Annotated in this window: 11 protein-coding genes; 9 read left to right on the top strand and 2 right to left on the bottom strand. The window is 52.6% G+C overall.

What is annotated here, in order from left to right; genetic code table 11:
* Positions 1-105: 105 nt before the first annotated feature.
* The 9 genes from ACFO1S_RS28710 to ACFO1S_RS28670 all read left to right on the top strand — a co-directional run bounded on the left by ACFO1S_RS28710 (position 106) and on the right by ACFO1S_RS28670 (position 9,691).
* Entirely contained in the window at positions 106-366 is a 261-nt protein-coding gene (locus ACFO1S_RS28710) for an HPr family phosphocarrier protein (RefSeq protein WP_204603168.1), read from the top strand.
* A gap of 234 nt (positions 367-600) precedes the next feature.
* The gene (locus tag ACFO1S_RS28705) at positions 601-2,577 is read left to right on the top strand and encodes an ABC transporter substrate-binding protein (protein WP_204603167.1); all 1,977 of its coding nucleotides are present in this window, start codon (positions 601-603) and stop codon (positions 2,575-2,577) included.
* A 121-nt stretch (positions 2,578-2,698) separates the two neighbouring features.
* Positions 2,699-3,709: a FecCD family ABC transporter permease gene (locus ACFO1S_RS28700; RefSeq protein ID WP_204603166.1), complete on the top strand. Its 1,011-nt coding sequence runs from the start codon at positions 2,699-2,701 to the stop codon at positions 3,707-3,709.
* Positions 3,702-4,703 carry a FecCD family ABC transporter permease gene (locus ACFO1S_RS28695; RefSeq protein ID WP_204603165.1) on the top strand — a complete coding sequence of 334 codons (1,002 nt, stop codon included), beginning with the start codon at positions 3,702-3,704 and terminating at the stop codon, positions 4,701-4,703. Before ACFO1S_RS28700 ends, ACFO1S_RS28695 begins: the two co-directional genes overlap by 8 nt.
* Before the next feature lie 443 nt (positions 4,704-5,146).
* Entirely contained in the window at positions 5,147-6,274 is a 1,128-nt protein-coding gene (locus ACFO1S_RS28690) for a glycosyltransferase family 4 protein (protein ID WP_204603164.1), read from the top strand.
* A gap of 1 nt (position 6,275) precedes the next feature.
* Complete coding sequence (locus ACFO1S_RS28685; protein ID WP_204603163.1) at positions 6,276-7,274, top strand: phosphotransferase; 999 nt, start codon at positions 6,276-6,278, stop codon at positions 7,272-7,274.
* 437 nt (positions 7,275-7,711) lie between these two features.
* Positions 7,712-8,095, top strand: a complete 384-nt coding sequence (locus tag ACFO1S_RS28680) for a YhjD family protein (protein ID WP_204603162.1) — start codon at positions 7,712-7,714, stop codon at positions 8,093-8,095.
* A 4-nt stretch (positions 8,096-8,099) separates the two neighbouring features.
* Entirely contained in the window at positions 8,100-9,362 is a 1,263-nt protein-coding gene (locus tag ACFO1S_RS28675; RefSeq protein WP_204603161.1) for a DNA polymerase IV, read from the top strand.
* Positions 9,359-9,691 carry a YolD-like family protein gene (locus tag ACFO1S_RS28670; protein WP_378128056.1) on the top strand — a complete coding sequence of 111 codons (333 nt, stop codon included), beginning with the start codon at positions 9,359-9,361 and terminating at the stop codon, positions 9,689-9,691. Before ACFO1S_RS28675 ends, ACFO1S_RS28670 begins: the two co-directional genes overlap by 4 nt.
* A gap of 49 nt (positions 9,692-9,740) precedes the next feature.
* On the opposite strand, the gene ACFO1S_RS28665 is transcribed toward ACFO1S_RS28670, so the two are convergent.
* A complete protein-coding gene (locus ACFO1S_RS28665; RefSeq protein WP_204603160.1) occupies positions 9,741-11,321 on the bottom strand; it encodes a YifB family Mg chelatase-like AAA ATPase in 1,581 nt (526 codons plus the stop codon).
* A 117-nt stretch (positions 11,322-11,438) separates the two neighbouring features.
* Positions 11,439-11,834 (bottom strand): hypothetical protein, encoded by a 396-nt coding sequence (locus ACFO1S_RS28660; protein ID WP_204603159.1) that lies wholly within the window; start codon positions 11,832-11,834, stop codon positions 11,439-11,441.
* Positions 11,835-12,267 lie beyond the last annotated feature (433 nt).

Genomic DNA, 12,267 nt, shown 5'->3' with positions numbered 1-12,267 from the left:
AAGGAGCGATTCGCTGGAAATTTCAAAAGTTCCTTTCCAGCCCCTCGGGGACTGGAAACTGACTTAAAGATGCTTTCAAAAGATACTATACGAGGAGAGAGGCTTATGTTGTCCAAAACGTATAAGATCGCGAATCCGCAAGGCTTCCATATTCGGCCTACGAAGCTGTTCGTAGAGAAAGCGACGGTTCTTCCGTGCGAGGTGCATCTGATCAGCAAGGGCCGGAGAGTCAACGGCAAAAGCTCTTTAGGCATGCTGACGCTCGGCTTGAAAACCCATGACGAGGTTACGTTGGAGGTGGACGGCGAACGGGAGGCGGAAGCGTTGGACGAATTGGGCGAGGTGCTGACTCGCATTTATGAGTGACGGCGCTTGGAATTAATTAGAGCTGGATGACGAAGGGCTCGCTTTTGCTAAGGAGGGCGCATAGAGGATGAATCCGCCGGTTGGCGACGATCCTCGCGTCCCCTTAACAGGGGGTGCCCTATTTTCTTTTATCGTGTTATTGTTGTTGATAGTGAGAATCGTTATCATTTATAATGTCAAAGGGAGATCGAGCACGAGAGAGATGAGCGGCACAGAAGGGGATGATGACACACGATGAAGCTCAGCAATCATATTTTGCTATGGAACCATGTTTTCGTCAAAATCATGGATATTCGCCATGTACTGCTGAACCAAGGGGAAACGATGCGCTCCTACCATTTGCCCTCCAGCGCTTTTCTGTATATCCAGCGCGGCACCGCGCAAATTCAGATGGACGGCATTCCGGGCAAAGGCGAACGACATCGCATCTTGCACGGCGGCAAAGGGCTGTGTCTGGATATCGCGGCCGAGGAACGGTTCGAGTTCGATATGATTTTATACAAAGCGACCTTGCCGCTGCCCTGCAGTCAAGAGCTCGCTTCGCTGGTGGCCGCCGAGAATCCGTTCCAGACCCAGTATGGATTTACTCCGCATTACCCGAACGCCTTGTACGCTACAGTAGAGTCGATGGTCAGGGAATGGCAAGGGACGGACGGCTTGGCTAAGCTACAGTCCAAAACGTTGTTCTATCAATTCGTGAATGAGCTGATGAAACAAATGCAGCATCAGGGAATTCACCCGGTTAAACCGGATGTCATAGCGCAAGCCATTCGGTACATTCATGAGCGCTATAAGGAGCCTATTACTCTGGAATGGCTTGTGGAGACGCTGGAGTGCAACTCCAGGCAGTTTCTAAGAATGTTTAAGAGCCGCCACCATACGAGTCCGATCGATTACTTAATCCAGGTTCGCATGAACAAAGCCAAGGAGCTGCTGCTCAATACGGAGCACACGCTGAAGGAGATCGCGGAGAGCGTCGGCTACTCGGACAGCTATTACTTTAGCCGGCTGTTCAAGAAAATTACCGGGAGCGCACCCACCGCGTTCAGAAATCACGGCCTCAGCCCGGACGGAGGTCGAAATAATCCATCCGTTCTGTCGAAATATCCCATTGCGAGGAGGAGGCTTCAAGGCTATATTGTTAATGATAATCATTATCAATATAACCGAGAAGGGGATTTACACATGCAAAGAAGAACAAAACACTCTATGGCGGCAACCTTGCTGCTTTGCCTCGCCTTAATGATAAGCGCGTGCTCGAACGGTTCGACCAATTCGAATGCCGCCGGCGGCAGCCCCGCAAGCCCCTCCAGCAGCAGCATTGCGACACCGGCTCCGTCGGCTGCCGCGTCGCCGGAAGTCGAGACGCCCCGGGTCATCAAGCATGCCATGGGAGAAGAGACGCTGACAGGCACGCCGGAGCGTGTCGTTATCCTGACGAACGAAGGCACCGAAGCTCTGCTCGCCGTCGGAATCAAGCCGATCGGAGCCGTGCAATCCTGGGTCGGCGAGCCGTGGTACGATCACATTAAAGAAGAAATGCAGGATGTGTCCGTCGTGGGGGACGAGCTTCAGCCGAATATCGAGATGATCGCCACCCTCAAACCTGATTTGATTATCGGCAACAAGGTCAGACAAGAGAAGGTCTACGAGCAATTGAAGCAGATTGCGCCTACCGTATTCGCCGAAGATCTGGGCGGGGACTGGAAGGTCAACTTCAAGCTTTATACGGAAGCGGTCAATAAGAAAGAAGAGGGAGAGCAGGCGATGGCCCTCTACGATCAGCGTGTCGCCGATGTCAAAGCCAAGCTGGGCAGCAAAGCGGATACGAAGGTATCGATTGTCCGCATCTCCGCCTCCCAAGTCCGGATCTACCAGAAGCAAACCTTTGCGGGAGTGCTGCTGGATCAATTGGGCATTGCCCGTCCGGCTTCTCAGGACAAGGATTCGTTCATCGAAGTGATGACCAAGGAAACGATACCGAGCATGGACGGCGATGTGATGTTCTATTTCGTCACGGAGGCTCCCGGCAAGACCGACGCTGCGAAGGTCGTGGAAGAATGGATGAATGATCCTTTATTCAAAAACCTGAACGCCTATAAAAACAACAAGGTGATCCAAGTCGACGAGGCCATCTGGAATACGGCGGGCGGCTACAAGGCGGCTAACCTGCTTCTGGATGAAATCGCGAAGTATTTCGAGGTAGGATAGGTCCTGGCATCGAATCAGCAGCTGACGTCGTTACGATAAGACGTTAGCTTTTCTTTATTCGTGCGGATACGAACCGCGGCTTTGGCGCGGCGGACAAGCCCTTGGGAGGGAAACGGGAAACATGGGATTTACGGCGCATGGTCCGAGAGGGAGGCTTATCGGCCTGACGATCGGCTTTGTTTTGCTCATGGCAAGTATGCTCGCAAGCATTTTGTACGGGCTTCATACTTTTGATCTGAACGATCTGTGGAAGGCTTATCGGCAATTCGACGGCTCGAATGAGCATCTGATTGTGACGACCGCGCGGGTGCCCCGTGCGTTGATCGCCGCTGCGGTAGGCGCAAGTCTGGCTGTTGCGGGGGCGGTCATGCAAGTGCTGACGAGGAATCCGTTAGCCTCGCCATCGTTATTCGGGGTCAATTCCGGAGCCGTGCTATTTATTGTAATCGGACTGGCCGCCTTCGGTTCGTCGCTCACGATGGGCGGCATGATCTGGATCGCGCTGATCGGCGCGACGGTCACCTCGGTCTTCGTATATGCGCTGGGCACGCAAGGAGGCGGAGGCTTCGAGCCGATTCGAATCACGTTAGCCGGGGCGTCGGTTGCGGCTTTCGCATCCTCGGTCACCTCGGGAATTATTTTGATCAATAAAGATTCGCTGGACTCCGCCTTGTTCTGGATGGTCGGCTCCGTATCGGGAAGGAAGCTGGAGCATTTGACGACGGTGTTCCCCTATATGCTGCTGGGTCTGCTCCTTGCTCTGCTCCTGTCGGGCTCGCTGAACGTTCTCGCTCTGGGGGAGGACAACGCGAAGGGGCTGGGGCAGCGATTGAGGCTTGTCCGGTCGTTGTCGGCCGTATCGGTCGTTCTTCTGGCGGGGGGCTCCGTGTCCATTGCGGGCCCCATCGCGTTTGTCGGCCTCATCGTGCCGCACCTGTGCAGGTATTTCGTGGGCAACGATTACCGCTGGCTGCTGCCCTATTCCGCGCTGACGGGAGCCATCTTGCTGGTGACGGCGGATGTCGCCTCGCGGTTCATCCTGATGCCGAAGGAAGTTCCGGTAGGCATTGCCACTGCGCTTATCGGCGTTCCTTTTCTGATCTATGTGGCGAGAAGGAGGGCCCATGCTTAGCACTCATTATCGCAAATCGATCGCGCTTTTGCTGACGCTGGGTCTGCTTCTGGCCGGCCTTATGCTGATCTGCTTGTCGCTTGGAAGCACCCGCATTCCGGTGCGGGAGGTGTTGCTCTCGCTCGTCGGTCGGAACGAGGCAGGCAGCGACATGATCATTGTCCAGTTCCGTCTGCCGCGCATTATCGCCGCGCTGTTGATCGGGGCAGCCTTAGCGGTTGCGGGAGCTCTGCTGCAGGGCGTCATTCGCAACTCGCTCGCCTCGCCGGATTTGCTGGGCGTGACCGGGGGAGCCTCCGTCGCGGTCGTCGCCTTCATGACTTTGTTTACGGGCTATAGCATTCATTGGGTCCCGCTGGTCGCCGTCGCCGGGGCCTTCATCGTAGCTTTCCTGAATTACGCGCTTGCCTGGAAGAACGGAGTGGCGCCCTTCAGGCTCGTGCTGATCGGCTTGGGGATATCAACGGCGATGGGCGCTCTGACGCTGTTCCTGCTGATCAGCGGGCCGGCCTATCTGGCTCCCCAAGTGCTGAATTGGATGACGGGCAGCATCTACGGAACGAATTGGACCTACATTAAGGCGCTATGGCCGTGGGTGGCCGCAATCCTTCCGCTGTCCATGCTGTATGCCAAGGATCTCAACATTCAATCGTTGGGGGAAAATACCGCTATCGGGCTCGGCAGTCGGCTTCAGCTCAGCAGAATGGTCGTTTTGTTCTATAGCGTCGCTCTGGCCGGCGCTGCGGTCGGAGTGGCGGGAACGATATCGTTTGTCGGCTTGCTGGCTCCGCATATGGCCAGAAAGCTGGCCGGCAATTCTTATCGCCTTATCATTCCCGTATCGGCCCTTCTCGGAGCGATTATTTTATTGCTGGCGGATCTGGCGGGAAGAATGCTTTTCCAGCCGCTCGATATCCCTGCGGGTGTGTTTACGGCGGGAGTAGGAGCTCCGTTTTTTATGTATTTGCTGTTCAAGCGCAAGCGACTCGCCTGAAGCTGCGCGGCCGCCGTTGCTGAAGATAACCGGAACGGGAAGGTGTTCATAGAGCGGGAGACGAACGTCGCTTCCAGGGTTAACAAGCAAGCCGCGGACCTCCTGGAATGGCTTAGGGGAGCGATATCCGACAAAGGGTGAAACCTTGAAATAGCGAGAACGGCAGAGGCGAGCTGTCGTTCTTTTTTTGCGGTCTAGCAGGAATAAATTGAGGATTGCTATGAAGCCCGTTGAGGATTGTGCTCGATGGAGTCGGCTCGGAGCATCGACCAAGGGAATAACCTAGTTACCGCGGGTTTGAGGCAACGGACAGCGGCCCAGTGCGATTTCGAGCCTAAATACATACGCTACTCTGAACAGAGTTTCGGACAGAGGGCGAGTGTACTTAGATGGTAATGCGACACTTAGTGGTCAAGCTGACTTTTGGAGAAAGGAGGGAATGAGTGAATACTAAGAGCAGGCTTAAAGTATGGGTCATGTCATACGAGTTCCAACCCAATATTAGAGGGGGGTTGGGGGTCGCCGCTACTCATTTATCGAAGGCTCTGAGCAAGGCCGGCGTAAAAGTCACAGTGCTTTGCTCGGGTTCATCCAATCGATTGTCAGTATCTCATCCGAGTGTAAATCTTCGTGTTCTTCGATTCCCCCGAAATTCCCGATATTATAACCGTTTCAAAAAAGAATTCAAAGCTTCCTCCGTCATGCGCGCTGTTTCTTCGAAGGGCTATATTCGGCCGGATTTCGTTCATGTGCATAGCACGGATTTTGCGGATACGGCCAATAAGGCAAAAGCGCGGTTCAAGGCCCCAATCATCTATTCATGCCATTCTCTCGCATCGCATGGAATCAAATCGACCTCCGGGAAAAACCAAACGAAATTGTTTCGTATTGCAAAAAAAATTATCGTTCCAAGCAAATACCAGGTTAGAGCAATTAAAAAACGCTATCCACGAATGGGCATTCGTTCAGCGGTTGTGATTCCCCATGGCGTTAAGCCGATATTCAAGAAGAAAAAGGGCACACCGAAAAATTTGCTCTACGTTGGCAGACTTATTTCTTCCAAAGGACTCGAGCCATTAATTAGGGCCATTGCGTTGTTATCTAGAAATCATAGTCATGTTCGTTTAACGATCGTTGGAAGCGGCGAACCGAGCTATCAAAGAAAACTTAGAACCCTTTCAAGGCGAGTTGGCGCGGCAAACCGAATTCGTTGGGTGAAAAAAAGGCCATATGCCGCTGTGCAACGGATGTACGCTTCTTACGGAGCCGTAATTATTCCAAGTAAATCCGAATCGTTCTGCTTGGTTGCGCTGGAAGCAATGGCAAACGGAGTGCCTCTTATTTCTACCTTGTCGGGTGGATTAAAGGAATTTGTGAACAAACAAAATGCTCAAATCATTCGCTCGGTTGATCATGCGAGTATTGCTAAGGCCATCAAATCGTTCTGGAAGCATCCTGCCCTTTCAAGGAAACGAATCATCCGAGCTCGATCAACTGCCGCTCGGTTTAGATGGCCTGCTATCGCTAGAAAATACAAGTCATTGTTCAGGAAATTAAAGAGGAGAACATAGCATGAGCGAATCGATGATTAACCCTATTGCTGAGCGTTTTGGGATTAAGATAAGCAGGAAGAAGAAAATTCGAGGCGGCATATATCGGATTGTCACATCAAAAGGGAAGACGTTCAGTTTGAAGCGGATGCCAAAACGAGTGGGGAGATTAAAGTGGATTGACCGTATCTTGCTCAGGATCCAACGAAATGGATCGCTTGTGGCATGGCGTAATCCCAACACCCCAGAGGGGCGCAAACCCTATGCAACTTCCCGAAAAGGAGAGCATTATGTCTTAACGCCCTGGATATCAGGGAGGAAACCCTCTCCACGTTCATTATCGGATATGCGAAGGTGCGGCGTCGCCTTGGCTCGCTTTCATAAGGCAGGGCATGCCGGAATAAAAGGGAAGATCGCTTATAGCAGGATTGGATCCTGGTACTCCGCATTAAGACATAGGGAAGGATACATTAAACACAAAATTGTAAAAGCAAGAAGAAATGCTTTTAGTCTATCTAATAGCCGGTTTATCAAACAACACGGATCGGAGATCTTGCGCTACTCGAACCGGGCGAAAGCATTGCTGCAAGGCAGCGGATATTACCAATACCGTCGTAATCCGCGAAAGTTCGGTATTCTGTGTCATGGAGACGGGGGGCCCAGCAACTTTATTATAAATAGCAAAGGTACTTACCTTATCGACTTCGAGACCGTTCATGTAGACCTGCGAGCCTATGATTTATACCGGGTCATCTATAATTCATGCAAAGATTATAAATGGAACTTTTCGATCGCATCGGCTATTTTGGATGGTTATCGTCAAGTTTCGAAGCTTCACAAGAACGATTTCAAGCTTTTGCGCGCGTTGTTACGATTTCCATACACGACCTATTTAGTGTTATCCCCCTTCAAGAGACTCCCTTTTACAAAGCGTCGGTTACAATGGGCACTAGAATCCGAAAGAAAAATCGGCCCATTTTTGAAGAAGCTTGACGAATACGCGGCTAAAAATTGTTCCTAGAATGACTGGGTGTCGACCAACAAGCAAGCCACTCCAACATTATGGTTTGGAACAAAACGATTTACGTCGGGGATTCCGTGATTTTGCGGCATCCTCTTTTTTTATATTGCACATGAATTACCTTTGAGGGAGACAGGGGGGAATTGATTGCAGCCCAATTTTCGATACTGCATATTTTACCACTTGAAGGGGAACAATTGTTCGTAGTATAGTGGGAACAAACGTTCTATCCGGGGGCGATTAAGCATGTACGAAAAGTACGAAGGCTGGATCGTGCAAATTATTTATCAAGACGCAAAGAATGTAATTACGCAGCGTATCGTAAGCGTTCGGAAAGTCACCAATGAAACCATTTTGGCTTATGACCTGAGGAAACATGCTCTGCGGTCCTTAAGAATCGATCGGGTTCTGGCCGTTCAGCCAGTCGGGAGGGCGGCATGAGCACGCGCAAACTGCCGGCAAGCGTAACGCGGGAGGAGCACCAGCTCGTTCAAGACTTTCTTGTTATTCCCATTATGCTGGATTACATCGACGAGGACATTTCCGTAATTGAGAAATGCGGGCTGAAAACGGATCTGCTGCTCATCAATGCGCTTAGAAAAGTAAGAGAAGACATCTTTGCCGAACAGTTTGATCTCAGGAGCAAAATGAAGCGATCGGGGATCAAGGTCATCGAGAACAAGAGCACCGATCTAGGGGTCAATGCGGCGTACCTGTGTCGCGGTTACCGGCACAATATGTCCCTGTTTTGGAGCCTGATTCGTGCCGAAATTTTAAGTAAAGCAAGTCAATACACAGGAATTCAGTTGACGACAGGGTGAGGTTATGAAGCCGGAAAGAGTCGTGATGCTGGCCGATTGTCAAAGCTTCTACGCCTCTTGCGAGAAGGCCGACAATCCGCAATGGGAAACTAAGCCCGTTGTCGTCGCAGGAGATCCCGAGAGGAGATCCGGAATCATACTTGCCGCTTGCCCGCTGGCCAAGGCTAGAGGCGTGACAACAGCGGAAACTCTTCGCACAGCCTTTGAAAAATGCCCCGAAGCCGTCATCGTACGCCCCCGTATGCAGTATTACATTAACGTATCGATGCAAATTACGGAGATCTATCGCTCCTACTCCAACCTTGTAGAACCCTACAGTATAGACGAGCAGTTTATTGATGTGACCGGCAGTCAGAGTCTCTTTGGCACGCCCTTGCAAATTGCCCGCTCCATTCAAGAGAAGGTCCGGAAGGAGACAGGGATCTATACCCGACTCGGAATCAGCTACTCCAAGGTGACGGCCAAGATGGCATGCGACCTCTGGGCCAAAAAAAACAGAGACGGATTATCCCTGCTCTGCAAAACGGATCTGTTGGAGAAGTTATGGCCGATGCCCGTCAACAAAATGTTCATGGTGGGCAACCGGATGACCGCACATTTTAACGCGATGGGTCTGTCGACAATTGGTCATATCGCGCAAACTCCGCTTGCCAAGCTCAAGCAAATCATGCGACAAAAGTTTGGCAAAAACAGTGACATTCATGCGGAGATGTATTGGAGGATCGCCAACGGGCTAGATGACAGTCCTGTCGCTCCGTATACCCACGAGCAACCGCCCAAGCAGGTCGGTCATCAGATGACGTTGCCTAGAGACTACGGCAAGCTGGAGGATATCAAGGTCATTCTGCTTGAACTGTCTGAATTGGTTTGTCAGCGTTGCCGGGGGATAGGCTTGATGGGCGGCGTTGTCTCCGTCGGAGCGATGGGAGCTAATTATGACAAACCGACCGGTTTCCATCGTCAATTCAAAATGACGGATCCGACGAATGTGACTAATCAGGTTTATGATGCGGCTGTTAAGCTGTTTATGGAGCATTGGGACAATTCCCCGCTAAGAAAGCTGGGTATAAGCCTGTCAGAGCTATCGAACGGCGAGCAGTATCAAGTTTCCTTATTCGATGACAGAGAAAAGTTTCGCGCTTTAGAGCAAACGACGGATGCCTTGAAACGAAAGTATGGCAACACCATCATCATGCGTGCCGTATCCGTAACGGCAGCGGGGCAGGCCATAGATCGGGCAGGCAAAATAGGAGGCCACTATTTGTGATTAGAAAAAAACTTGAAGGCAACGGACTGTGGGAGTCGAGCCGAATGATGCTGCCTGAGCATAAAGATCAAATTTTGCTGCGCAATAAGCAGGAGGACAACTTCCAAGGTCATCGTCCAGAGTTGGATGAGGGTGAATTGGAACGGATGTTCAGGATCGTACAAAATTCTCTCCAATACTCGTTTCCGGTTAAGGTGCGAATGTACGACCCTCAGGAGATGCTCATTGTTGCTGGAATCGTAGAGAAGATCGATCCGGTTGCAGGGTGGTTTCAAGTCGGAGGGGACCGGTTTCCGTTGGCCGATATGATTCATGCAGAGAGTCCATGAGGAAGATCCTCTGGACTTTTTTGCTTTAACCTTAAAGTAATCCCGAGTCTTACCCTTCCAGCGGCTGATCAAGGCTGCGGTAGTTGATCGCTTCCGCCACGTCCTCGGTGAGAATGGCTTCCCTGCCGGCCAAATCGGCGATCGTTCGGGAAATTTTCAGAATGCGATCATGCGCTCTGAAGCTGAGACCGAGCTGGGCGTATACTTGCTGAAGCAGCGCTTCCGCATCGGGGGAAAGCTTGGCGTATTTTCTCAATAGAGGGCCCTGCAGCTGGCTATTCCACTGCAAACCGTGCTTCGCATAACGCAAGCGCTGCCGCTTCGCCGCATCTGCGACGATCTCCCCGGCGCGGGCGGAGGTCATTCCGCCCGAAGCGGGGGCGTGCGCCGTTTGGCGGGGAAGCTGGACCTGGAGATCGAGACGGTCGGCAAGCGGACCGGACATTCGAGCGCGATATCTTGCAATGGCGGCGGGCGAGCATGTACAAGGGCGATCGGTCGTATCTCCTCCATGAAAGCCGCACGGACAGGGATTCATCGAGGCGGCGAGCATAAATCTCGCGGGGAAGCGGCAGACGCCTCGGGCGCGGCCGATCGTGACCTCTCGGTCTTCCAGCGGCTGGCGGAGCGCCTCTAGGCAGACGCGCGAAAATTCGGGCATCTCGTCCAGGAACAGAATGCCATGATGGGCCAGCGTCACCTCTCCTGGCTTCGGGATGGAGCCGCCGCCGATCAGGCCTGCGGTTGAAATGGTGTGATGAGGAGTACGGAAAGGGCGGCGTCGAACAAGCCCGGGGGAGGATGCTCCGCCAAGCTTGCCGCAGACGCTGAAGATTTTAGTTACCTCGAGCGCTTCCTCATCGCCCAACGGAGGCATAATCGTCGGGAGTCTGCGGCAGAGCATCGTTTTGCCCGTTCCGGGAGGTCCGACGAACAGGAGATTATGCATCCCGCTGGCGGCAACTAGGAGAGCTCTCTTGCCTTGCTCCTGGCCGACGACATCCGCCAGATCGAGATCGTCGGCTGAGACGAAGCCGGGCTGACGGCCGGTCGATCCGAAAGAACGCAACTTCTCCTTGTCGAACCCGGCGCGAGAGCGCTGCCCAGACTCTCCGGGCGCCGGGTCAGCCCCGCCGTTCAGCCAGTCCGCGAGGGAAGAGATGCCGAACACTTCCACGCCCGAGATGAGAGAAGCCTCCGCGACGGCGGCCTCTGGCACGACCACCCGGCGGATGCCTGCGCGGCGGGCCAACTCTGTCATAGAAAGCACTCCGGGCACGGTGCGAACGGTTCCGTTCAGAGACAACTCCCCGATAAACAAGGCATTCTCCAGCAAATTTTCGTTCACCTGTCCGCTTGCGCACAAAATTCCCGCGGCGATAGCCAGATCGAACGCGCTGCCTTCCTTGCGCAAATCGGCCGGAGCAAGATTAATCGTGACGCGATCCAGCGGAAATTTCATCCCGCCGTTCTGAATCGCGGCCCGCACCCGCTCGACCGACTCCCGCACGGCCGAATCCGGCAATCCCACTACGGACACTTGGGGCAGTCCGGAGCAAATATTGACCTCGACCTCAATGAATCTGCCCTCTATCCCTAGCACGCTTGCGCTCATAATTTTCGCATACACGAAAAAAACACTCTCCTCCGTCAACGATTCGTTAGACGCGGAAGGTGCTTCCTTTCCGGACATATTCGATTGCTATCAGCATACATGGAGCGAGCCGCGTTGTCAAATACGCGAGTATTATTCTCCGCCTGAGAATGGCTTGAAAGCTTGCGAGGGAGCGGTTGCTCCGGCTTGGAGGTTCAATAGGTCTATCAATTCCCGCGCGTTGCGGCCGAGCCCGTCTTCCTGAATAGGCAGAGGGGCTGCTTGGGGACGCGAGTAGTTGCCGGTCGTCTCGGCGCCTTCCTCGCGTTCTTTCATCTCGCTGAGAAGAACCTTGGTACCATCCGGCCTGACCAGATATTGCCGCATGTACCCCTCTTCGCTGACCGCGACCAGCTTTCCTTTTTTTTCGTCCGGCTTATCTTCTTTTGTCTCCGTTTCGAGCATGACGGAACTGAACGCGTCATCTCCGAGGCTGCGTGGGATTGGACGCGAGGCCGATGGAAGCGCGCGGTGCGTATCTATTCTCATACTTGTAGCTCAGTCTCCTTTTTCTAGATATGGGATATTATCGGAAAGACAACCGAATAAGATGATAGCTTTCGCTCGAATCTTCAGCAGAGGGGAGACAATCTCCGTTAGAGACGCCAAAAAAATCATACAGTCGGCGCTTGGAGCCGGAATTCTGAGGGCAACCTACCGCTGAGGTCATCCGAAGACAAAGAATAAAATAAGCATTTATCACAAAAACTAGATATGTTAGGCTGACTTCCATATCAATATGAGATGAAACCATTGCCAAATTAGACTAATAAAAAGATGAAAAAGTGAGGAAGCAAACCCTAAATAATGATACAATGATGAAGGTTTTTGTTACATAGCGATGCCCGCATCGCTGAATGTGGGGCAAGCTGTGACGGCCTCGCCAGGCGCTTGCGTCAGGGCGATTCGCCGCACTCGATAT

This window comes from Cohnella boryungensis, from assembly GCF_042651945.1.
In the GTDB taxonomy this organism is placed as follows: Bacteria; Bacillota; Bacilli; order Paenibacillales; family Paenibacillaceae; genus Cohnella; species Cohnella boryungensis.
Note: the sequence above shows the minus strand (reverse complement) of the source record. Positions and strands in the feature narration are given on the sequence as shown.

Coding starts and splice junctions, on each gene's coding strand:
- ACFO1S_RS28705 (WP_204603167.1), top strand. CDS start 601: ATGAAGCTCAGCAATCATATTTTGCTATGGAACCATGTTTTCGTCAAA.
- ACFO1S_RS28660 (WP_204603159.1), bottom strand. CDS start 11,834: ATGAGAATAGATACGCACCGCGCGCTTCCATCGGCCTCGCGTCCAATC.
- ACFO1S_RS28710 (WP_204603168.1), top strand. CDS start 106: ATGTTGTCCAAAACGTATAAGATCGCGAATCCGCAAGGCTTCCATATT.
- ACFO1S_RS28680 (WP_204603162.1), top strand. CDS start 7,712: ATGAGCACGCGCAAACTGCCGGCAAGCGTAACGCGGGAGGAGCACCAG.
- ACFO1S_RS28675 (WP_204603161.1), top strand. CDS start 8,100: ATGAAGCCGGAAAGAGTCGTGATGCTGGCCGATTGTCAAAGCTTCTAC.
- ACFO1S_RS28700 (WP_204603166.1), top strand. CDS start 2,699: ATGGGATTTACGGCGCATGGTCCGAGAGGGAGGCTTATCGGCCTGACG.
- ACFO1S_RS28695 (WP_204603165.1), top strand. CDS start 3,702: ATGCTTAGCACTCATTATCGCAAATCGATCGCGCTTTTGCTGACGCTG.
- ACFO1S_RS28685 (WP_204603163.1), top strand. CDS start 6,276: ATGAGCGAATCGATGATTAACCCTATTGCTGAGCGTTTTGGGATTAAG.